Consider the following 19,371-nt stretch of genomic DNA (forward strand, 5'->3'; position numbering starts at 1 on the left):
GAAGCGAAGGGCTAGGCGCTGCGCGCGATGCGTTCGACTTCCTTTTGTACCGCCGCCTGGACGATGCCGGGCAGATTGTTGTCCAGCCAGTCCTTCAGCAGCGGACGCAGCATCTCGCCGACCATGGCTTCGACGGTATTGCCGCTGAGGAAAGGCAGGTCGCCCGATGCGGCCTGGGCCGGCTCCGGCTTCTTGAACGACGCGGCCAGGCCGGCGAAGGCCGAGGCGGCGCTGGCGGCGGCGCTGTCGCCGACCAGGGTGTCGTAGGCGGGAACCGGCTCAGGCGCCGATTCGGCATAGAGCGGCGCGGGTTCGGGCGCGGGCTGATACGGCTCCGGCGTATGTTCCACCACGTCCAGGTCGCCGATGGTTTCGGCTGGCGCCTCGTAGCGGTCGGTCAGTTCCAGCACGTCGTCCTCGACGGCGGGTTCCGGCGTCGGCTCGACGGGGGCGGCGAAGATGGTCTCGGCCGCCAGGGGCTCGGGCACAGGCTCAGGCGTGGCTTCAGGTGCAGCCGCCGCTGGCGTCTCGGCCGGGGCCTCGTCTTCGGAAATGATCCGGCGAATCGACGCCAGGATCTCTTCCATGGTCGGTTCCTGGGCAGACTGATCGGTCATGGCGCAACCTTGGGCGAGGCCTGGGAAGAAGTTGGCTTACGGAATGCTCCGCACGCCGCGAAAGGCGGGTTCCGAACGACGGATCGTCCGGGACCTTGAGCCTTGTCGTCGCATCTTCGCCCGTCGGAATCAACGGGCGGTTTCAGTCCGTATTCTGCAGCCGTCAGTTCTGCGGCGCGGTGCGAACGACCTCGCCTTTCAACTGCGTGTCGATCGGCGCATCGGCGGCGTCGGCAGCGGCGACGATCGGCGGCGAGGCCACTCGGTCCAGCGTCTCGATCACACCGTCCCAAGGCAGGCCGCCACGCCCCTTGACCCGGTCGTAGTTGGTCGCGGGATCGTAGGCGTCGAGTGTGGGGTTCAGCGCTGGGCCTTCCAACTGGCCCATGGCGGCCAGCAGCGAGGCGCGGGCGACATATTCGGCGGCGCGGGCGTTGGCCACGGCCGTCTGCGAGCTGCGCAGCGTCAGTTCTTGGTTCAGCACATCCAGCGTGGTGCGCAGGCCGACCTGGGCTTCCTGGCGTACACCTTCGGCGGCGACCGAGGCGGCGCGGACAGCTTCGGTTCCGGCCGAGACGGTGGCGCGGGTCGACAGAACCTGGGCGTAGGCGGAGCTGACGTTCTGCAACACGGTGCGGCGCTCGCCCTCGATGGCGATCTGGGCGGCGTTGGCGCGCTCCAGCGCCTGGGCGACGCGCGAGCGGTTCAGGCCGCCTGTGAACAGCGGCACCGACAGGGTGGCGCCGGCGGTGAAGCTGCGACGGTCGGCCAGTTCGCCCAGATCGCCCAGGTCATTGGTCGAACCGCCATAAGACGCTGTGGCGCGAACCGACGGCAGATATTCGGAGCGAGCGGCAGCGACGGCGGCCTCTGCGCCTTGCAGGGTGTAGGTCGCCGACAGCACGGCAGGGTTCCGTTGCAGCGCGGTCTCGATGGCGACGTCGAAGTCGGTCGGGACGACCGGCAGGGCCGGAGCGGCTTCCAGATCGGCGGGCGACTGGCCCACGACGGCGGCATAGGCGGCGCGCGAGGTGGACAACTGGGCCTGGGCGTTGGCCAGGTCGGCCTCCGACTGCGCCTGCGAGGCCTCGGCCTGTGCCACATCGGTGCGGGTGATCTCGCCGACCTCGAAGCGGGCGCTGGTTTCTTCCAGCTGACGCTGCAGCACGGTCAGGTTTTCCTGGCGGATGCGCAGGACTTCCATGTCGCGGGTGACGTTCACATAGGCCTGGATGACCGACAGCATGACCGATTGTTCGATCTCGCGCAGGTTCTCGCGGCCGGCCAGGACGCTGGCGCGGGCTTGATCGATGGCGCGCGAGGTGCGGCCAGCGGTCCAGATGTTCTGGCTCAGGCTGACCCCGACATTGGCGCCGTCGGTCTCGGACGAGGACGACGAGACCTGGGTGTCCGGCACCCCATCGTTGTTCGTATCGACGAACTGGGTCACGGTGGGGAAGTCGCTGCGGGTGTAATCTACGCCCGCCGAGGCGCTGAGCGTCGGACGCAGGCCCGAGCGGGCCTGAACCACCGTCTCGTCCAGCGCGCGCTGGGTGGCGCGCTGGGCCAGCAGGTTGGGATTGGTCCGATAGGCCAGGGCGATCGCGTCCTGCAGCGTCTCGGCCCAGGCCGGGGCGCCAAGTCCGGTCATCACGGCGACCACTGCGGCCGAAGCCAGCACACGCGAGCGTTTCAACATTGTCCGTCCTTGCCTGACGCCCCCCGAGGAACGCCCGAATGTTTTCTCAAGCGTAACTGCGGCCTGACCGAACCACACGCCAGTTAAGTTTTCTTCACGGTTGCGAACGGGATTTCCGTCGCAACCGCGCGTCTCTTGGTCTTACAGCGCGAAAGTGGGGGCCGGCGTCAGCTCGGCAAGGACCAATGGCGACGAATCGAACAGTTCGCGTCGCGACAGGCCTTCGCGCGTCTGCACATACAGGGCCGCCTTGCCGATGGCGCCGCGTCGCTCGACCACCACGATACGGCCGCCGGGGCGCAGGGCGGCGCCCCACGATTCGGGCAGGCTTTGCACGCCGCCTTCGGAAATGATCAGGTCCCAGCCTTCGCCGGCCGGCTGGGCCAGAGGCGCGACGACGGTCGTCACGCCCTCGGCCGCCAGGACCTCGCCGACCACGGCGAAGACGGCGTCGTCGGATTCCTGGGCGGTAACCGTCACGCCCATCCGCGCCAGCACAGCGGCGGCGTAGGGGGCGGCGATGGCCAGGGCCTTCTCTCCTGTCCGCGCATCGGCGGCCTGCAGCAGCTTGGCGACATCGCGGGCGGGCATCAGGCGACGCTCGCCGGCGATGACCACCGATTCTTCGGAATAGGCGGCGAAGGCGCGGTCGGGCGCGCAGTACGATTCACGCGGTACGGCCATCATGGCCAGGTGAATCGCGCGATCCGTCACGTCGTTCACCCGCACCTGCGAGTCGACCATAGCCTTGCGCTCGGCGGTGAAATCCATCTGTAGGGCAGCCTTCAACGATAATCCGGGAGGAAAACTCGCGCGCTTATAGGTCCGTGCGTTGCAGCGGACAATCCGATCTGATAGCGAACGCCCCTCGCGATGACCGCCCCCGAGAAATCGGGGACAAAAAGCGGCCTGATGGCGGAGTGGTGACGCAGAGGACTGCAAATCCTTGCACCCGGGTTCGATTCCCGGTCAGGCCTCCATCGCGACAAACGAACGAAGGCCGCCCCTCGGGGCGGCCTTCGCGTTTTCAGCCCCGCGCCAGCGCCGTCGTGGTCAGATGATGCAGGGCCACCGCGCTGGTCGCGGCGACGTTCAGCGAATCGAATCCCCCCGCCATGGCGATGCCGATGGGCCGACAGCGCTGGATCAGGTCACGGGGCAGACCCGACCCCTCCGATCCCAGCACCAGGGCGACCGGGCCGGTGCGACGATAATCCGACAGGCGCTCCGTCGCCGACGGCGTCAGCGCCAGCACCTCGACCCCCGCCTGTTGCAGCGCGTCCACGATGACCTCGGCCTCGGCGATGGCGAAAGGCGTGCGCAGCACCGCCCCGACCGAGACGCGAATAGCCTTGCGGTAGAAGGGATCGCAGCAGGTCGCATCCAGCAGCACGGCCCTAGCTCCGAAGGCGGCGGCGTTGCGGAAAAGCCCGCCCATATTGTCGTGATTGCCGATGCCGCTGGCGACGACGTACACGTCCTGAGGCCCTATATCCGCCAGCAGTTCGGCCAGCGACGGCGGCGCAGGCTTTTCGCCCAGAGCCAATATGCCCCGGTGCAGTTCGAACCCGGCGATCCGGTCCAGCACCGGCTGGCGCGCCACATAGACGGGCGTCGCAGGCGGCAGGGCCTGAATCACATCCGTCAGAGCCGCCACTCTCTTCTCGGCCAGCAGCAACGACAGCGGCCGGCAGCGCGACGCCGCCGACGCCAGCCCACGCACCACCACCTCCCCCTCGGCGATGAACAGGCCCTGGCGGCCCGTCAGATCGCGTTCGCGGATATCTCGATAGGCCGCAACACGCGGGTCTTCGGGATCGGCGATAATTATCGGGTCGATTTGCTCAATTTCCCATTGCAAGATCAGAACAGGCGCTGCTATAGGCCCGCCTCCCGAGCATGTTCCGCGGTAGCTCAGTGGTAGAGCAGCCGACTGTTAATCGGCTGGTCGTAGGTTCGAATCCTACCCGCGGAGCCACTCGGGAGTAAAGGCCGCCGTTCTTACAGGCCTTTGATCTAAGCCCCTCCCCGACAAAGCAATATTGACCAAGCATCGCCTGCCCGGCTGCTTGCCGTGGCCGGATCGCATGATCGCCATCAAGCGCCGCCGCGCCGTGGTGTCGCTTTGACGCGCCGCGTTCCAGTTCGTAGGTGAGAGCCGATCAGAACCTTGCCGAACCTTGAGCGTTCGGCCATGCCCCTCACGAGACTTCGGAGAGACGCGCCGCCGCAATGTCCATCAGCTTCCTCCTCGTCGTCATTCTCGTTCTGCCCTTCCTCGGCGCCATCGTCGCGTCCGGCCTGCCGCGTCATGCACGAACGTCTGCGGCCATCCTGTCGTGGGTCGTGGCGCTGGTCAGCCTGGGGTGTCTGGCAGCGCTGTGGCCGATGTTTCAGGACGGAGAGACGCTGCGCTACGAAATTCCGTGGCTGCCGTCGCTGGGGGTCAATCTGGTATTGCGGCTGGACGGGCTGTCGTGGCTGTTCAGCGCCCTGATCCTTGGGATCGGCGCCTTGGTGGTGCTGTACGCCCGCTACTACATGTCGCCGAAGGACCCGGTGCCGCGCTTCTTCTCCTTCCTGCTGGCCTTCATGGGCGCGATGCAGGGGGTGGTGCTGTCGGGCAACCTGATCCAGTTGGTGGTCTTCTGGGAGCTGACCAGCCTCTTCTCCTTCCTGCTGATCGGATATTGGCACCAGAACCCGGCGGCGCGGGAAGGCTCGCGCATGGCGTTGACTGTGACCGCGACGGGCGGGATCGCCCTGTTGGTCGGCATGATCCTGATCGGGCGGATCGTCGGGAGCTACGATCTGGATGTCGTCCTGGCCTCGCGAGAGGCGATCCAGGCCAGTCCGCTGTATCTGCCCGCCCTCATCCTGCTGCTGCTCGGCGCGATGACCAAGAGCGCCCAATTCCCCTTCCACTTCTGGCTGCCGCGCGCCATGGCCGCGCCGACGCCGGTCAGCGCCTATCTGCATTCCGCGACGATGGTGAAGGCGGGCATCTTCCTGTTGATCCGGTTCTGGCCGGTCTTTGCAGGGACCGAGAGCTGGTATCTGATCGTCGGCGGCATGGGTCTGGCGACCTTGTTGCTGGGCGCCTGGTGCGCCATCTTCCAGCATGACCTGAAAGGCCTGCTGGCCTATTCCACGATCAGCCACCTGGGCCTGATCGTCCTGCTGCTGGGGCTGGGAAGCCCGCTCGGCTGTATCGCCGCCATCTTCCACACGGTGAACCACGCCACCTTCAAGGCGTCCCTGTTCATGGCCGCCGGCATCATCGACCACGAGGCCGGCACGCGGGATATGAGGAAGCTCAGCGGTCTGTTCCGCTTCATGCCCTTCACCGCGACACTGGCCATGGTGGCGGCGGCGGCGATGGCGGGCGTGCCGCTGCTGAACGGTTTCCTGTCCAAAGAGATGTTCCTGGCTGAGGCGGTGGCCAGCGTGAATACGCATGGACTGAACCTGCTCCTGCCCGCCTTGGCGACCTTGGCCAGCGCCTTCAGCGTCCTCTATTCGCTGAGGTTCATCCACACGACCTTCTTTGGCCCGCCGCCCACCAAGCTGGACCGCGTCCCGCACGAGCCGGTCGCCTGGATGCGGCGTCCGGTCGAGGTGCTGGTGGCCCTGTGCCTGGTCGTGGGCATCTTCCCGGCCGTAACGGTGGGCCCCTTCCTGAAGAGCGCGGCCGTCTCGGTGCTGGGCTTCGACCTGCCCTATTACAGCCTGGCCCTGTGGCACGGGTTCAACCTCCCGCTGGTGCTGAGCCTCATCGCCCTGGCGGGGGGCGTGGGCCTGTATGTCGTCTTCGGCAAACGGATCAACGCCAATCCACGCGGCGGTCCCTGGGGCTGGAAGCGGCTGAACGGCGGCTGGCTGTTCGAACGGACCATGACCGGCCTGTTCAAGGGGTCAGAAGCCCTGGTCCGGCTGTTCGGCGCGACGCGGCAACAACCGCAGTTGCGCGCCATCGTCCTGGTCGCCCTGCTGGCGGGCGGTCTGGCCGCTGTCGGCGCAGGCCTGATCATCAGGCCGATCATGCCGACGCCGACTTTGGCGAACTGGGCGTTCGCAGGCCTGTGGCTGGTGGGGGCCAGTTGCGCGGTCGCCGCCGCCTGGCAGGCGAAATATCACCGGCTGGCGGCCGTCGTTCTGATGGGCGGAGCGGGTCTGGCCAGCTGCCTGTCCTTCGTCTGGCTGTCGGCGCCGGACCTGGCCGTGACCCAGTTGCTGGTCGAGGTGGTGACCACCGTCCTGCTGCTGCTGGGCCTGCGCTGGTTGCCGAAACGCCTGGAGACCATCCGCCTGCCCCAGGCCATGGAGCGGCGTTCGCGTCGTCGCCGCCGCATCGACCTGATCATCGCCGCCGCGGTGGGCACGTCCCTGGCCGCCATTTCCTACGCCGTCATGACCCGGCCGTCGGTCGAGGGGATCTCCCGCTTCTTCGTCGAGCACGCCTACAAGGACGCTGGCGGGCGCAACATCGTCAACGTCATCCTGGTCGACTTCCGCGCCTTCGACACCTTCGGCGAGATCACGGTCCTGGGCATCGTCGGCCTGACCGTCTTCGCCCTGCTGCGTCGCTTCCGCCCGGCCGACGACACCCTGTCGGGGCCCAGCCAGCAGCGCGCCCAAAACGCCTCGGATCGGGATCACGAGACGCGGTCGGAGGGCGACACCCTGAAAGAAACCATGCTGATCCCGCGCGTGGTCATGCGCTGGATCTTCCCCTTCATCATCCTGCTGGCGGTGCATCTGTTCCTGCGCGGGCATGACCTGCCGGGCGGCGGATTCGCGGCTGGCGTGGCCCTGTCGATCGCCTTCATCCTGCAATATATGGCCTCGGGCGCGCGGTGGGTGGAGGAACGGCTGGCCATCCGGCCCATCTTCTGGATCGGCGCTGGCCTAGTGATCGCCGCACTCAGCGGGATCGGGTCGTGGCTATTCGGCTATCCGTTCCTCACCTCGTGGTTCCAGTATGCCGACCTGCCGATCCTGGGTCGCGTGCCCTTGGCCAGCGCGGTGCTGTTTGACCTGGGCGTGGTGGTTTTGGTCGTCGGCGCCACCGTCCTGACCCTGGTCGCCCTGGCGCACCAGTCGCTGCGCAAGCCCAAACAAAGAGACGCCGAGGAAGGAGAGCCGTCATGATGGAACTGGTTCTCGCCCTGGCCATCGGCGTGCTGGCGGCCTCGGGCGTCTGGCTGCTGCTGCGGCCCCGCACCTTCCAGGTGATCATGGGGCTGTCGCTGCTATCCTATGCGGTCAACATCTTCATTTTCGCTATGGGACGGCTGAAGTCGGGCGCACCGCCCGTACTGGCGGGTGAGGTCTCCGATCCCGCGCGCTACACCGACCCAACGCCCCAAGCCTTGGTCCTAACCGCCATCGTCATCAGCTTCGCCCTGACGGCGCTGTTCCTGGTGGTCATCCTGGCCGCGCGCGGCATTACCGGCAGCGACCATGTCGACGGCAAGGAGCCTGACGCATGACCGACTGGCACGCCCATCTGATCATTGGCCCCATCGTCCTGCCGATGATCATCGCCTCGGCCATGCTGCTGGTGGACGAGCGTCGTCGCATCCTGAAGGCCTCTCTCAGCCTGGCGGCCATGGCGGCCATTCTGGTCATGGCGTTGATCCTGCTGCACGAGAGCGCCAACGGCGCGGTGGGCGGCGGCGACACCGCGCGCGTCTATCGCCTGGGATCGTGGGCCGCGCCCTACGGCATCGTCCTGGTCGCCGACCGGCTGTCGACGATGATGGTGGCCCTGACCAGCGTGCTGGGCGGCTGCGCCCTGATCTTCGCCCTGGCGCGGTGGGACCGGGCTGGACCACGCTTCCACGCCCTGTTTTTGCTTCTGATCATGGGCGTCAACGGCGCCCTGCTGACCGGCGACCTGTTCAACCTGTTCGTCTTCTTCGAAGTGATGCTGGCCGCGTCTTACGGTCTCGCCCTGCACGGCTCGGGCGAGGCCAGGGTGCGGGCGGGCGTGATCTATATCGCCGTCAACCTGACCGCCTCCCTGCTGTTCCTGATCGGGGTCAGCCTGATCTATGGGGTGACGGGCACGCTCAACATGGCCGATCTGGCGACGCGGGTTCCGACCATTGCGGCGGAGGACCTGGGCCTGTTTCACATCGGGGCGGCGGTGCTGGGCACGGCCTTCCTGATCAAATGCGCCATGTGGCCGGTCGGCTTCTGGCTGACCTCGACCTATTCGGCCGCCAGCGCCCCGGCAGCGGCGGTCTTCGCCATCCTGTCCAAGGTCGGGGTATATGTGATCATCCGCCTCAGCCTGCTGCTGTTCGGCGCCGGCGCAAGCGCATCCGCCGGGTTCGGCCTGACCTGGCTGATGTTCGGCGGCCTGGCGACTATCGCCTTCGGCACCTTCGGCCTGATCGCCTCGCGCGACCTGTCCCGCGCCGCCGGGTTCGGGGTGATGATCTCGTCTGGCACCGTGCTGGCGATCCTGGGCGTCGGCGACACGGCGGCCCTCAGCGGCGCGCTCTTCTATCTGATCGGCTCGACCCTGGCCTGCGCCACCCTGTTCCTGCTGGCCGAGATCCTTCAGCGCGGGCGCGAGGCCGATGTCGGCGAGGCGCGCGCCGTCTTCGACGATGAATATCGCGATCCGTTCGATGACGAGGAACGCAACGAGCCCGGCCTAGTCATCCCGGCGGCCGTGGCGGCCCTGGGCGGTGCCTTCCTGATCTGCACCCTGATGGTGGCCGGCATGCCGCCTCTGGCGGGCTTCGTCGGCAAGCTGTCGATGATCGACGCCCTGGTCAGCGTCGGCGGCCCGGCGCAATGGACGCTGGTGGCGGTGCTGTCCGTGTCCAGCCTCGGCGCCCTGATCGGCCTGACCCGCCTGGGCGTCGGCGCCATCTGGACCCGCGACGAGGATGCCCCGCCGTTCGTCGTGGGCGCGGCCGAACTGACGGCCGTCGCCGCCCTGCTCGGCGCCTGCGTGTTCCTGGCCATCTTCGCCGGCTCCGCCCTGGTCTATACCGACCACACGGCAGCCTGGCTGGCCGAGCCGAAGGGCTATATCCACGCCGTGCTGGGCGGAGGCGGCCGATGAGACGCATCCTGCCCTACCCCGTCCTGTCGCTGGGCCTGTTCGTCGCCTCGATCCTGCTCAGCGCCTCGGTCGCCCCGCCGTCTCTGGTGCTGGCCCTGCTGCTGGCCTTGCTCGCGCCGGTCATCATGCTGGCTCTGGGCGTGGATCGCGTGCGGCTGAAGGCGCCCAAGGCCATGGCGCGCCTGGCCGTCGACGTCGTCGGTGACATCGTACGCTCCAACTGGGCGGTGTCGCAGATCATCCTGGGTCGCCGTCGCCACGAGCGGACGTCCGGCTTCATCCATATCCCGCTGGACCTGCGCGACCGATATGGCCTGGCGGTCCTGGCCATCATCATCACCTCGACGCCCGGCACCCTGTGGGTCGAATATGAATCCGCGACCGGCAGGTTGCTGCTGCACGTCCTCGATCTGGTGGACGAAGAGACCTGGGTGCGCCTGATCAAGGATCGCTACGAGCGCCGGCTGATGGAGATCTTCGAATGACGGCGGCGGTGCTGACCTGGGGCCTGGGTCTGGCCCAACTGATGCTGATCTGCGCCATGGGCCTGGCGGCGTGGCGGATCATCCACGGTCCGCGCGCTCAGGATCGCGTCTTGGGCATGGACACCCTCTATCTGAACGGCATGCTGCTGGTCGTGGTTTTCGGCGTCCGCACCAACAGCCAGCTCTATTTTGAGGCCGCCCTGGTGATCGGCATGCTGGGCTTCGCCGCCACCGTGGCCTTGGCCAAGTTCCTGATGCGCGGCGAGGTGATCGAATGACCCAGGCTGAAGTTCCCGCGTGGGCCGCCTTCGTCGTCGTAGGACTGGCGCTCGCCGGCTCGGCCCTGTCGCTGCTGGGCGCAGTCGGCCTGACGCGGCTGAAGACCTTCTACGAGCGTGTCCACGCCCCGACCCTGGGGGCGACCCTGGGCATGGCGCTGGTGCTGGCGGCCTCGGTGGTGTGGTTCACGGTGGTCGAGGGGCGCTTTATGCCGCGCGAAATCCTGATCGGCCTGTTCCTGACCGTCACCACGCCGGTCACCCTGATCCTTCTGGCCCGCGCCGCCCTGTTCCGCGACCGCACGGAAAAGGCGAAGGACACGCCTGACAAGGGCTGAGACGAGATCAAAAAAGAAGCCCGGCGGGGCGCGCCGGGCTGAAATAAGGTTCGGTGATGGTGTCCCTGAGGACGATCCTCCTAGTTAACCGAATTGGTTTCCAGAACATTAACATCCCGATCCGGCAGCCATGCCGACTGACGCCCGTTCGGCGCCACAGGCCAGGTGATCCGCCAGCCCAACCCCGCGCGCTCGATGACGAACCCCGTCCCCCCGCCCGCGCCCGGATAATCGACGCTCTTGCCGTTCACCGTAATCGTCGCTGCGCCGGCCTGCCCCGTGACGGCCCGCCACCGCCCACGCCCGATCGCCGTCGCCGTCACGCCGACGCCATTGACGGTCACGTCGGGCGCCGCTCTTTCCGCCTGGCCCGACGCCATCAGCGTGGCGCCGTCCGAATCCACCGCATCCAATCCGCCCGCGCCGTCCAGACGAACGGTCGGCTGTCCGGCGGCGATCAGCACGACAGGCCCCGCCCCACCTTGAATGACCACCAATGTCTCGGGCGAAACGGCCGCGTCCTCGCCCACCTGCACCTCGGGCGTGAAGCGGACGTCGCCGTGCAGGGGCGGCAATCGAAGTTCGAATCGGCCCGCGCCATCCGCGCTGGCGGCCACCGCAGCCGCACCCGGCGCACGCAGGACGACGCGCGCGTTCGGACCCGCCGCGCCGCGCACGACTAGCCCCCCCCCATCACGTGTCACACCGTCGATCAGCGGCGGCCGGACCCAGGGCGAGGCTTCGTCCGCCCCCGTCGGCCCCGCCACGCCGCCCTGCCGGTCGGAACAGGCCGCCGCAGCCAGAACCGCGACACAAGCGACGATCATCCGACGTTTCATCCTGCGCCTCTACGATATAGGACTGGCGACCCAGCGGCTTGAGCCTGTGTTAGCTTGAGCGCCGTCGCTTTGGCCATGGCCAGGCCGCGTATTCGTTTTCTTCGAGGCCCTATGTCCCTGCCCCCCGTTTCGTTCCTGCCGTTCGACGGCTCCTCCGTCTGCCTGTTCTGCGGCGCCTCCGAAACCGCCGATCCTTCCTACACCGAGGCGGCCTACGCCTTCGGCAAGGCGACGGCCGAGGCCGGCTGGCGGCTGGTCTATGGCGGCGGCGGCGTGGGCCTTATGGGCGCTTCGGCGCGCGGCGCGCACGAGGCGGGCGGCCGGGTCGTCGGCATCATGCCGGCCTTCCTGCGCAGCCGCGAACGTCTGTTCGACGAGGTCGAGACAGTCGTCGTCACCTCGATGCACGAACGCAAACAGCTGATGTACGATCAGTCGGACGCCTTCGTGGTCGCCCCCGGCGGCATCGGCACCCTGGAAGAAGTCGTCGAACTGCTGTCCTGGAAGCGGTTGGATCTGCACCACAAGCCGGTTGTCTTTTTAAACCTTAACGGCTTCTGGAACGGTTTCTTCGCCCTGATGAAGCACAGCGTCGAGGAAGGCATGACCCCGCCTTCGTTCCTCGACGCCTGGACGGTCGCCGACACGGTCGAAGAGGCGATGGCCCAGGTTCAGGCCGGTGGCGACGTGCCGCAGTTGAAACATGATCAGCGGTAAGTGATCGTCGCTAATATTCGCGCGACTACGTATTGACAGTTTTTATGGAAAACTGACATTGGGGCGCAGCGGCATGCCGCCGTTCTTCATTTCGGAGAGTTTTTCATGCGCGCCCTGCTCATCGCCGCAGCCCTGTTCGCCGCCGCTCCGGCCGTCGCCCAGTCGCCGGCCACCAGCCTGACACTCGCGGACGCCGCCAAGGCCCCCGCCCGCGCCACCATCATCGACGGCGCGCGCTGGTCTTGCGAAGGCGCGACCTGCACCGCTTCAGGCGGCACGCCGCAACCTGCAACGCGCGCCTGCCGTCGCGTGGTTCAGAAGTTCGGCCCCGTGACCGCCTTCTCCTACAAGGGCGTCGAACTGAGCGCCGACGAACTGGCCGTCTGCAACGCCTGATGAAGCGTGAGGCGGCTTAAGCCGCCTCACCTCTCAGACGCCGCTGGATGGTCTCGCGACCGATCAACGGCGCCATGGCCGCCATGTCCGGCCCATGCGGTTGCCCCGTCAGCGCCAGACGCAGCGGCATGAACAGCGCTTTGCCCTTGGCGCCCGTCTCGGCCTTCACGGCCGAGGTCCAAGCCGACCAGGCGTTCTCGTCGATCACGTCCGGCAGCAGACGCAGCGCCGTCTCGATGAAGGCGACGTCCTCGATCACCGGCTGTACCGGCCCCTGGACGATCTTCGCCATTTCAACGACATCGGCGAACTTGTTCAGATTGCCGCGCACCACCGACCAGAAGGTCTCGCCCAGGTCGGCGCCCAGCGCCTGAAGACGCGGCTGGGCTGTCGCATAGTCCATCACATGCAAGGCCTGGGCGTTCAGCCGGTCCAGATCCGCCGTGTCGTAACGCGCCGGCGACCGGCCCATCTTGGAGAAGGCGAAGCTCTGGCCCAGGGCTTCGACAGAGGCGCCGACTTCCAGCGGATCGGACGTGCCGATGCGGCCCAGGTGGCTGGTGATGGCGATGGGTTCATACCCCTGGTCGCGCATGTCGCTGATCGACAGCGATCCCAAACGTTTGGACAGGGCCGCGCCATCGGCGCCGACCAGCAGCGGCATGTGAGCGAAGCCGGGAACCGTCGCGCCGAGAGCTTCAAAGATTTCGATCTGCGCGCCGGTATTGGTGACGTGGTCCTCGCCCCGGATGATGTGGGTGATGGCCATGTCGATGTCGTCGACGACCGACGGCAAGGTGTAGAGGAACAGGCCGTCCTCGCGGATCAGCACCGGGTCCGACATCGAGGCGGTGTCCACCTCGGCATGACCGCGCGCCAGGTCTTCCCAAGCGACGCGCTTGCCATCCAGCTTGAAGCGCCAGTGCGGCCGACGCCCCTCGGCCTCGTATGCGGCCTTCTGCTCGTCCGTCAGTCCCAGCGCGGCGCGGTCATAGATCGGCGGCAGGCCGCGCGACAACTGCACCTTGCGGCGGCGGTCCAGTTCGTCGGCCGTCTCATAGGCCGGATACAGCCGACCCGACGCCTTCAGCTTGGCCGCCGCCTCTTCGTAGCGGTCGAACCGCTTGGACTGATTGTCACGCTCGTCCCACAGCATCCCCAGCCAGGTCAGATCGTCCTCGATCCCCTGTTCGAACTCGGGCGTGGAGCGCGCCAGGTCGGTGTCGTCGATCCGCAGCACGAACGACCCGCCCTGCCCCTTGGCGAACATCCAGTTCACCAGTGCGGTGCGGACATTGCCGACGTGCAGCTTACCCGTGGGCGACGGAGCGAAACGAACCTTGACGGACATAGGTAGACGACCTCGAAAGCGAGGCGGCTAGGTCGCCCCGCAACCCGGCGAAGTCAAGGCGCAGGTTGGATTGGGGGGTTTGTCATGATAGATTTCCATCCGTCATGAATGCGCCTGTACAGATCCGAAAGCCCGAAGTCGCCGAACGGCTGCGCGAACTCGCGCGCCTCGAAGGCAAGTCCATCACCGACTTGGTCGAGGACATGGTCCGAGAGCGGGACGAACGGCTGGCCTCCAGACGCGAGGCTGAAATCGAGGCCAAACTCGCCGCTGTTGAAGAGATTGTAAGAGAGTTCAACGCCCTGCCTATTTTAGGGCCGTTGCTGACTGATGACGATATCTATGACGAGAACGGATTGCCGAAGTGACGATTGCGGTCGATGCCTCGGCCATTGTCGCCATCCTTTTGAATGAACCTGAAAAGAATGCTTTCACGCTCACCCTGTCTGCAAGCGAACGCTTGATCATGTCACCCGTGGGATATTGGGAGGCCGCGATCCGCATTCGCCAGCTACATGGCGATGCAGGCATCCTGCGGCTTGATCGGCTAATTGCAGCGCTCGACATCGCGATCATGCCCGCATCGGAAACAACTGCGCGGCTGGCCGCCGGTGCGGAGGCTCAGTTCGGAAAGCGAACCCCCGCCAAACTGAACCTAGGCGACTGTTTCGCCTACGCCCTAGCCAAAGAAAGCGACGCCCCCTTGTTGTTCAAGGGCGACGACTTCGGCCAGACCGATCTGATCCCGGCTCTGCCCGCCTGAACGGGCTAGAGTTCAGTCGTCGCGGTGGACGCGTTCGCGGCGTTCGTGGCGTTCCTGGGCTTCGACCGACAGGGTCGCCGTCGGGCGGGCTTCCAGACGACCCAGGCTGATGGGCTCGCCCGTATCCTCGCAATAGCCGTAGGAGCCGTCCTCGATCCGGCGCAGGGCGTCGTCGATCTTGGAGATCAACTTGCGCTGGCGATCACGGGTGCGCAGTTCCAGGGCCCGGTCGGATTCCGATGACGCGCGATCCACCAGATCGGGGTGGTTTTCGGTCTCGGCCTTCAGATTGACCACTGTGCCTTTGGACTCGCGAAGGATGTCATCCTTCCAGGCCAACAGCTTCTTCTTGAAATAGGCTTGTTGCCGTTCACTCATGAACGGCTCGCTGTCAGACGGCCGATACGGGCCGGTTTCGTCGGACACAACGGACGCCAAAGCGTTCATCGATCTCACGCTCTCTAACGCGCCCCCCTGTGGCGCAGATGGCCGTATAATCAGCCTGTCGAGTCGCGGCAATGTGGTTCTCGAATCCGTGATCCGATTATGGCGATCCGAGGGCTTACAGTGACAAATGTCACTCACTCAGGAAGCTTAGCCGACTGAGATTAGGTGATTTTTCCGCTCAGCCCCGTTTCCCGCGCATTTCGGCTTTCGCCAGCTCGACCGAGGCCCTGAGGTCGATCTGATCCAGCAAGGCGCTCAGCCCTTCGTCGCCGTCATCAGTGCGCTCTTCGCGCAGGGTGCGCGCCAACTGATCCAGCGAGGTCTCGTCGGCGTCGCCCGTCAGAAGCGCCAGCTTGAGTTCTTCCAGCCTGTCCAGCAGACCGCCGCCGCGTCGGATCGCCCGGCGACGCTTCTCCAATGGCCCCTCGATCCCTTGCAAGGCCATAAGGGCCGACACGTCGGAAACGCCGCCGGTCGCAGCGCTGGCCGTCGCCGCCGAGGGAGACGCCGCAGCCGGCGCCTGGCCCAGCGAAAAGCCGCTGGCGGATCGCGTCGAACGTGTGCTGGCGGGCGTGCTGACGCCGTTGGGGCCGACAACCTTCATGCGTAGGTGCTCCGCGTCATGCCCCATGCATGACGGGCGGCGGTGACTGTTTGGTTAACGCCCCGGCAAATCCTGCCGCTTCCATGCTGCGGCAAAGCCCGCCTGCATTGAATTCACGTCGTTAATTATCCGGCATGATCCTCGCAAGGATGCAGGCGTAACCTTGCGTGGACGCCTGACCGATGCAGAATCTGCTTGCCCGCCTCATCGCCTCCGTCGCCGCGACGCTCGTCGTCGCCGGCGGTGCGAGCCCGGCGTTGGCCCAGTCGCAGTCCCGCATCAAGGACATCGCCGCCGTCGAGGGCGTGCGCGGCAATCAGCTGGTCGGCTACGGCATGGTCATGGGGCTGAACGGCACGGGCGACAGCCTGCGCAACTGCCCCTTCACCCGCCAGTCGCTGGAAGGCATGACCGAGCGGCTGGGCGTCAATATCCGCGGGGCCAACGCCAACACCAAGAACATGGCTGCCGTCATGGTCACGGCCGACCTGCCGGCCTTCGCCACGCCCGGCTCGCGGATCGATGTCTCGGTCGCCTCGATGTGCGACGCGAAAAGCCTGCTGGGCGGCTCGCTGGTCGTCACCAGCCTTCAGGGCGCGGACGGTCAGGTCTATGCGGTGGCTCAGGGCTCGGTCCAGACCGGCGCCGTCTCGGCCTCGGGCGGATCGGGCTCGTCGGTGACGCGCGGCGTGCCGACCGCCGGCCGCATCGCCTCGGGCGCCCTGGTCGAACGTGAGACCGGTTTCCAGATGGCCAATATGAACGAGGTGCGCCTGAACCTGCGCAACCCCGACTTCACCACTGCCCAGCGCGTCGCCGCCGTCGTCAACGCCGCCTATCCGGGTTCGGCCCTGGCCGAGAACGGCACGGTCGTCGCTCTGCGCGCGCCCGGCGAACTGGGCATGGCGGGCTTCATCAGCCGGATCGAGAACCTGGCGGTCAGCGTCGACACCCCCGCCAAGGTCATCATCGACGAGGTCAACGGCGTCATCGTCATGGGTGACGCAGTGCGCGTCTCTCGGGTCGCCATCGCCCAGGGCAACCTGACCATCTCGGTGGACGAACAGCCGATCGTCAGCCAGCCGGCGCCGTTCAGCCGAGGCCAGACCGCCGTCGTCCCTTCCACCCAGGTCAGCGTCGAGGAAGACCTGGGCACCCAGATGAGGATGGTCGGCGGCGGGGCCAGCCTGTCCACCCTGGTCAACGGCCTGAACGCCCTGGGCGTCAGCCCGCGTGACATGATCAGCATTCTTCAGGCCATCAAGGCCGCCGGCGCCCTCCAGGCCGACATCGAGGTGATGTGAACATGAGCGACCTGACCGTCTCCCCCGATCTGCTGCGTCCCGCTGCGGCCGCGCCCACAGCGCCGAACCGCGACAAGATCGAGGAAACCGCCAAGGCCTTCGAGGCCACCTTCATCTCGCAGATGCTGAAGCCGATGTTCGAAGGCCTGTCGACCGACGGCCTGTTCGGTGGTGGCCAAGGCGAGGCGACATGGCGCAGCTTCATGCTGGACGAAATGGCCAAGAGCACGGTCAAGGCCGGCGGCATCGGCCTGAGCAACACTGTCATGGCCGAAATGCTGAAGATGCAGGAGGGACGGCAATGAGCGACACCGAACTGGCTCAGGCGCGTGTGCGCCAACTGACCGCGCTGACGCTGCGCCTGACCGAGCGCCTGGAAGCCGAAACCCTCGCCTTCGCCGACGGTCGCCCCCAAGACGTGGCCTCAGGATTGGCCGAGACCCAGGAGATGGCCAATCTCTATCGTCGCGATTCCGCGCACGTAAAGGCGAACCCGGCCCTGCTGAGCAGCGCGCCGCTGGATGACCGCAAGACCCTGATCGACGCCACACGCGACTTCGACGCCGTGCTGGCCCGCCACGGTCGCGCCGTCGACGCCGCACGCCAGATTTCCGAGGGCCTGGTCCGCGCCATCGCGGCAGAGGTCGCCGCCGCCCGCACGCCGGCCTCCGCCTATGCCGCCGACGGCCGCGCGGCGTTGGGCGACGGACGCGCCGTCGCCATCAACCGGATGGCTTGAAATACCCACGATTGCGGTGAAATCTCGCCTGGATTTCACCGTTCTCGCAAAGGTGCTGCGAGTTCGCGTGCTAAGGATTATTGCCTATTTTTTAAGCGACTGCGTGTCAGCATGCCTTCATGACGCTGACCACCCGCCTGCTAGGCTTGGCCTTCGCATCCGCCGACACACTGGTGGAGGTGGATCAGAAAGGCGTTGTCTCCTTCGCGATCGGCGCCGGGGCGTCTGCGGGCGAGGACGCCGGGGCGACCTGGACCGGCCGACCGCTGCTTGATCTGTTGCACGAGGGCGCATCCACCCTGACGGCCTTGCGCAACATGAAATCCGGCGTGCGCATTCCCTCGACCTCCATCCTCGTGGCGGCAGGACCAGACCGTGTGCGTCGCGCCACGTTCCGGGCCTTCGTCCTGCCGCAGATGGCGCCGGCCGTGTCCTGCGCCATCTCCTATGAGGGCCCGGCCTTCGCGCTCGAAGATCTCGAAACCCGTCCTCTGCTGGAGGCGGAAGAATTCCTGGCCGACGCCGGGCGGGTGCTGGACGCCAACACGGACCTCGCCCTGTCCTTCCTGGACATTCGCGGTCTGGAGAACGTCAGCGGCGACGCCGCCGACCGTCTGAACCGCCGCATCGAGGCGACCTTGCAATCGGCGGCCATCGACGGCTCGGGCGCGGCCCAACTGACCGGGGTGCGTTTCGCCCTGCTGCGTCCCGCCAACGACCGCCGCGACATCGCCGCCGAGATCATCGAGGCCGGCCGCGCCGAAGGCCTGTCGCTCGGCGCCGAAGCCTTCAGTTCGCCGGTGCCGCCCGGATCGGATTCGCTATGCGTCCTGCGCGCCATGCGTTTCGCCATCGAGGGCTGCCTCAAGGGCGATGGCCTGATCAATCCGCAGATCGCCTTCGCGGACTCGCTGAAACGCACCTTCCGCGACGCCGAGACCTTCCGCAGCCTGGTCAAGTCGCGCGAATTCCAGGTCCACTATCAACCTATCGTCCACCTCGACTCCCGCGCCGTCCACCATTTCGAGGCTCTGACCCGCTTCAACGCCAACAGCGGCCCCGCCGACGCCATCCGCATGGCCGAGGAGTTGGACCTGATCGAGTCCTTCGATCTCGCTGTGGCGGAAAAGGTGCTGAAGCGGATGCGTCAGTCGGGCGCCGGTCTGCTGAAGATGGCCATAAACGTCTCGGGCGCCTCGTTGGGCGACGACTCCTATGTCGAACACCTGCTGCGCATGACCGCCGGAGCACCCGAGGAACGCCGCCGCCTGATGGTCGAAGTCACCGAGACCTCGGCCCTGGCCGACATCGAGGCCGCCGACCGTCGCCTGGCCGCTCTGCGCGAAGCCGGCATCAAGGTCTGTATCGACGACTTCGGCGCCGGCGCCGCCGCCTTCGACTATCTGCGCAAACTCTCGGTCGATGCGGTCAAGATCGACGGCGCCATCGTGCGCGACATCCAGACGGACGAACGGTCCAAGGCCATGCTGCACAGCATCGTCGAACTGTGCCGCTCGATGAAGCTGGAAACCATCGCCGAGATGATCGAGACCGACGGCGTCGCCGCCGAGCTCAAGGCCGTAGGCGTCGAATACGGCCAGGGCTGGTTGTTCGGCCGCGCCGAAGCCGAACCGCGCACGCAACTCAGCAGCCCGTCGATGGTCCGCCGCAAGGGCGCCGTCGAGGCCTGGGGCTGACGGCCCAAAGCCA

22 protein-coding genes and 2 tRNA genes are annotated in these 19,371 nt (G+C 66.7%); 16 read left to right on the forward strand and 8 right to left on the reverse strand.

Translation table 11 applies throughout. The features are described from left to right. Window positions 1-11: 11 nt before the first annotated feature. From CHRYSEO8AT_RS01110 to CHRYSEO8AT_RS01120, 3 genes are all read right to left on the reverse strand, one after another. The gene (locus CHRYSEO8AT_RS01110) at window positions 12-617 is read right to left on the reverse strand and encodes a DUF2497 domain-containing protein (protein ID WP_159845062.1); all 606 of its coding nucleotides are present in this window, start codon (window positions 615-617) and stop codon (window positions 12-14) included. Between the two features lie 163 nt (window positions 618-780). Continuing rightward, window positions 781-2,316, reverse strand: coding sequence for a TolC family outer membrane protein (locus tag CHRYSEO8AT_RS01115; protein ID WP_159845065.1), 1,536 nt, complete (start codon window positions 2,314-2,316; stop codon window positions 781-783). 141 nt (window positions 2,317-2,457) lie between these two features. Continuing rightward, entirely contained in the window at window positions 2,458-3,105 is a 648-nt protein-coding gene (locus CHRYSEO8AT_RS01120; protein ID WP_236547376.1) for a protein-L-isoaspartate O-methyltransferase, read from the reverse strand. 117 nt (window positions 3,106-3,222) lie between these two features. On the opposite strand from CHRYSEO8AT_RS01120, the gene CHRYSEO8AT_RS01125 reads away from it, so the two are divergent. After that, window positions 3,223-3,296: transfer RNA gene (locus CHRYSEO8AT_RS01125), tRNA-Cys, on the forward strand. 47 nt (window positions 3,297-3,343) lie between these two features. Here CHRYSEO8AT_RS01125 and CHRYSEO8AT_RS01130 read toward each other — a convergent pair. Then, window positions 3,344-4,177 carry an RNA methyltransferase gene (locus tag CHRYSEO8AT_RS01130; protein ID WP_159845068.1) on the reverse strand — a complete coding sequence of 278 codons (834 nt, stop codon included), beginning with the start codon at window positions 4,175-4,177 and terminating at the stop codon, window positions 3,344-3,346. A 42-nt stretch (window positions 4,178-4,219) separates the two neighbouring features. Between CHRYSEO8AT_RS01130 and CHRYSEO8AT_RS01135 the strand changes: the two genes are divergently transcribed. The 7 genes from CHRYSEO8AT_RS01135 to mnhG all read left to right on the forward strand — a co-directional run bounded on the left by CHRYSEO8AT_RS01135 (window position 4,220) and on the right by mnhG (window position 10,501). After that, window positions 4,220-4,294, forward strand: a tRNA-Asn gene (locus CHRYSEO8AT_RS01135). A gap of 254 nt (window positions 4,295-4,548) precedes the next feature. Further along, entirely contained in the window at window positions 4,549-7,467 is a 2,919-nt protein-coding gene (locus CHRYSEO8AT_RS01140; protein WP_159845070.1) for a monovalent cation/H+ antiporter subunit A, read from the forward strand. Next, entirely contained in the window at window positions 7,467-7,808 is a 342-nt protein-coding gene (locus CHRYSEO8AT_RS01145; RefSeq protein ID WP_159851560.1) for a Na+/H+ antiporter subunit C, read from the forward strand. Before CHRYSEO8AT_RS01140 ends, CHRYSEO8AT_RS01145 begins: the two co-directional genes overlap by 1 nt. After that, window positions 7,805-9,400 carry a monovalent cation/H+ antiporter subunit D gene (locus tag CHRYSEO8AT_RS01150; protein WP_159845074.1) on the forward strand — a complete coding sequence of 532 codons (1,596 nt, stop codon included), beginning with the start codon at window positions 7,805-7,807 and terminating at the stop codon, window positions 9,398-9,400. The genes CHRYSEO8AT_RS01145 and CHRYSEO8AT_RS01150 overlap by 4 nt, the downstream gene beginning before the upstream one ends. Further along, complete coding sequence (locus CHRYSEO8AT_RS01155; protein ID WP_159845077.1) at window positions 9,397-9,885, forward strand: Na+/H+ antiporter subunit E; 489 nt, start codon at window positions 9,397-9,399, stop codon at window positions 9,883-9,885. The genes CHRYSEO8AT_RS01150 and CHRYSEO8AT_RS01155 overlap by 4 nt, the downstream gene beginning before the upstream one ends. Continuing rightward, complete coding sequence (locus CHRYSEO8AT_RS01160) at window positions 9,882-10,163, forward strand: K+/H+ antiporter subunit F (protein WP_159845079.1); 282 nt, start codon at window positions 9,882-9,884, stop codon at window positions 10,161-10,163. Before CHRYSEO8AT_RS01155 ends, CHRYSEO8AT_RS01160 begins: the two co-directional genes overlap by 4 nt. Further along, window positions 10,160-10,501: a monovalent cation/H(+) antiporter subunit G gene (gene mnhG, locus CHRYSEO8AT_RS01165; RefSeq protein ID WP_159845082.1), complete on the forward strand. Its 342-nt coding sequence runs from the start codon at window positions 10,160-10,162 to the stop codon at window positions 10,499-10,501. Before CHRYSEO8AT_RS01160 ends, mnhG begins: the two co-directional genes overlap by 4 nt. A gap of 80 nt (window positions 10,502-10,581) precedes the next feature. Here the strand turns inward: mnhG and CHRYSEO8AT_RS01170 are convergent, their stop codons facing one another. After that, window positions 10,582-11,340, reverse strand: a complete 759-nt coding sequence (locus tag CHRYSEO8AT_RS01170; protein WP_201304321.1) for a hypothetical protein — start codon at window positions 11,338-11,340, stop codon at window positions 10,582-10,584. 111 nt (window positions 11,341-11,451) lie between these two features. On the opposite strand from CHRYSEO8AT_RS01170, the gene CHRYSEO8AT_RS01175 reads away from it, so the two are divergent. Further along, window positions 11,452-12,057 carry a TIGR00730 family Rossman fold protein gene (locus CHRYSEO8AT_RS01175; RefSeq protein ID WP_159845085.1) on the forward strand — a complete coding sequence of 202 codons (606 nt, stop codon included), beginning with the start codon at window positions 11,452-11,454 and terminating at the stop codon, window positions 12,055-12,057. A gap of 105 nt (window positions 12,058-12,162) precedes the next feature. Beyond that, window positions 12,163-12,453 carry a hypothetical protein gene (locus CHRYSEO8AT_RS01180; protein ID WP_159845087.1) on the forward strand — a complete coding sequence of 97 codons (291 nt, stop codon included), beginning with the start codon at window positions 12,163-12,165 and terminating at the stop codon, window positions 12,451-12,453. Between the two features lie 16 nt (window positions 12,454-12,469). Here CHRYSEO8AT_RS01180 and gltX read toward each other — a convergent pair whose 3' ends face one another. Further along, on the reverse strand, window positions 12,470-13,804 hold the full coding sequence (gene gltX / locus CHRYSEO8AT_RS01185; protein WP_159845090.1) for a glutamate--tRNA ligase: 1,335 nt from the start codon (window positions 13,802-13,804) through the stop codon (window positions 12,470-12,472). 104 nt (window positions 13,805-13,908) lie between these two features. On the opposite strand from gltX, the gene CHRYSEO8AT_RS01190 reads away from it, so the two are divergent. Both CHRYSEO8AT_RS01190 and CHRYSEO8AT_RS01195 read left to right on the forward strand, forming a co-directional pair. After that, complete coding sequence (locus CHRYSEO8AT_RS01190) at window positions 13,909-14,172, forward strand: type II toxin-antitoxin system VapB family antitoxin (RefSeq protein ID WP_159845092.1); 264 nt, start codon at window positions 13,909-13,911, stop codon at window positions 14,170-14,172. Beyond that, on the forward strand, window positions 14,169-14,567 hold the full coding sequence (locus CHRYSEO8AT_RS01195; RefSeq protein WP_201304322.1) for a type II toxin-antitoxin system VapC family toxin: 399 nt from the start codon (window positions 14,169-14,171) through the stop codon (window positions 14,565-14,567). The genes CHRYSEO8AT_RS01190 and CHRYSEO8AT_RS01195 overlap by 4 nt, the downstream gene beginning before the upstream one ends. Before the next feature lie 12 nt (window positions 14,568-14,579). On the opposite strand, the gene dksA is transcribed toward CHRYSEO8AT_RS01195, so the two are convergent. Then, the gene (gene dksA / locus CHRYSEO8AT_RS01200; protein ID WP_159845095.1) at window positions 14,580-15,014 is read right to left on the reverse strand and encodes an RNA polymerase-binding protein DksA; all 435 of its coding nucleotides are present in this window, start codon (window positions 15,012-15,014) and stop codon (window positions 14,580-14,582) included. A gap of 178 nt (window positions 15,015-15,192) precedes the next feature. Further along, on the reverse strand, window positions 15,193-15,618 hold the full coding sequence (locus tag CHRYSEO8AT_RS01205; RefSeq protein ID WP_159845098.1) for a flagellar assembly protein FliX: 426 nt from the start codon (window positions 15,616-15,618) through the stop codon (window positions 15,193-15,195). A gap of 182 nt (window positions 15,619-15,800) precedes the next feature. Between CHRYSEO8AT_RS01205 and CHRYSEO8AT_RS01210 the strand changes: the two genes are divergently transcribed. The 4 genes from CHRYSEO8AT_RS01210 to CHRYSEO8AT_RS01225 all read left to right on the forward strand — a co-directional run bounded on the left by CHRYSEO8AT_RS01210 (window position 15,801) and on the right by CHRYSEO8AT_RS01225 (window position 19,358). Continuing rightward, entirely contained in the window at window positions 15,801-16,922 is a 1,122-nt protein-coding gene (locus CHRYSEO8AT_RS01210; protein ID WP_159845101.1) for a flagellar basal body P-ring protein FlgI, read from the forward strand. 2 nt (window positions 16,923-16,924) lie between these two features. Beyond that, window positions 16,925-17,227, forward strand: coding sequence for a rod-binding protein (locus tag CHRYSEO8AT_RS01215; protein WP_135195238.1), 303 nt, complete (start codon window positions 16,925-16,927; stop codon window positions 17,225-17,227). Next, entirely contained in the window at window positions 17,224-17,661 is a 438-nt protein-coding gene (locus CHRYSEO8AT_RS01220; protein ID WP_159845103.1) for a flagellar basal-body protein FlbY, read from the forward strand. The genes CHRYSEO8AT_RS01215 and CHRYSEO8AT_RS01220 overlap by 4 nt, the downstream gene beginning before the upstream one ends. A gap of 119 nt (window positions 17,662-17,780) precedes the next feature. Continuing rightward, a complete protein-coding gene (locus tag CHRYSEO8AT_RS01225) occupies window positions 17,781-19,358 on the forward strand; it encodes an EAL domain-containing protein (protein ID WP_159845106.1) in 1,578 nt (525 codons plus the stop codon). The last annotated feature ends 13 nt before the right edge of the window (window positions 19,359-19,371 follow it).

This window comes from Brevundimonas sp. G8, assembly GCF_902506205.1.
Lineage (GTDB): Bacteria > Pseudomonadota > Alphaproteobacteria > Caulobacterales > Caulobacteraceae > Brevundimonas.

Bases quoted from the DNA above. Each gene is read 5' to 3' on its own strand.
- dksA (WP_159845095.1), bottom strand. From the start codon at position 15,014: ATGAACGCTTTGGCGTCCGTTGTGTCCGACGAAACCGGCCCGTATCGG.
- CHRYSEO8AT_RS01140 (WP_159845070.1), top strand. From the start codon at position 4,549: ATGTCCATCAGCTTCCTCCTCGTCGTCATTCTCGTTCTGCCCTTCCTC.
- CHRYSEO8AT_RS01175 (WP_159845085.1), top strand. From the start codon at position 11,452: ATGTCCCTGCCCCCCGTTTCGTTCCTGCCGTTCGACGGCTCCTCCGTC.
- CHRYSEO8AT_RS01180 (WP_159845087.1), top strand. From the start codon at position 12,163: ATGCGCGCCCTGCTCATCGCCGCAGCCCTGTTCGCCGCCGCTCCGGCC.
- CHRYSEO8AT_RS01145 (WP_159851560.1), top strand. From the start codon at position 7,467: ATGGAACTGGTTCTCGCCCTGGCCATCGGCGTGCTGGCGGCCTCGGGC.
- gltX (WP_159845090.1), bottom strand. From the start codon at position 13,804: ATGTCCGTCAAGGTTCGTTTCGCTCCGTCGCCCACGGGTAAGCTGCAC.
- CHRYSEO8AT_RS01220 (WP_159845103.1), top strand. From the start codon at position 17,224: ATGAGCGACACCGAACTGGCTCAGGCGCGTGTGCGCCAACTGACCGCG.
- CHRYSEO8AT_RS01110 (WP_159845062.1), bottom strand. From the start codon at position 617: ATGACCGATCAGTCTGCCCAGGAACCGACCATGGAAGAGATCCTGGCG.
- CHRYSEO8AT_RS01205 (WP_159845098.1), bottom strand. From the start codon at position 15,618: ATGAAGGTTGTCGGCCCCAACGGCGTCAGCACGCCCGCCAGCACACGT.
- CHRYSEO8AT_RS01160 (WP_159845079.1), top strand. From the start codon at position 9,882: ATGACGGCGGCGGTGCTGACCTGGGGCCTGGGTCTGGCCCAACTGATG.
- CHRYSEO8AT_RS01150 (WP_159845074.1), top strand. From the start codon at position 7,805: ATGACCGACTGGCACGCCCATCTGATCATTGGCCCCATCGTCCTGCCG.
- CHRYSEO8AT_RS01215 (WP_135195238.1), top strand. From the start codon at position 16,925: ATGAGCGACCTGACCGTCTCCCCCGATCTGCTGCGTCCCGCTGCGGCC.
- CHRYSEO8AT_RS01190 (WP_159845092.1), top strand. From the start codon at position 13,909: ATGAATGCGCCTGTACAGATCCGAAAGCCCGAAGTCGCCGAACGGCTG.
- mnhG (WP_159845082.1), top strand. From the start codon at position 10,160: ATGACCCAGGCTGAAGTTCCCGCGTGGGCCGCCTTCGTCGTCGTAGGA.
- CHRYSEO8AT_RS01155 (WP_159845077.1), top strand. From the start codon at position 9,397: ATGAGACGCATCCTGCCCTACCCCGTCCTGTCGCTGGGCCTGTTCGTC.
- CHRYSEO8AT_RS01170 (WP_201304321.1), bottom strand. From the start codon at position 11,340: ATGAAACGTCGGATGATCGTCGCTTGTGTCGCGGTTCTGGCTGCGGCG.
- CHRYSEO8AT_RS01225 (WP_159845106.1), top strand. From the start codon at position 17,781: ATGACGCTGACCACCCGCCTGCTAGGCTTGGCCTTCGCATCCGCCGAC.
- CHRYSEO8AT_RS01210 (WP_159845101.1), top strand. From the start codon at position 15,801: ATGCAGAATCTGCTTGCCCGCCTCATCGCCTCCGTCGCCGCGACGCTC.
- CHRYSEO8AT_RS01115 (WP_159845065.1), bottom strand. From the start codon at position 2,316: ATGTTGAAACGCTCGCGTGTGCTGGCTTCGGCCGCAGTGGTCGCCGTG.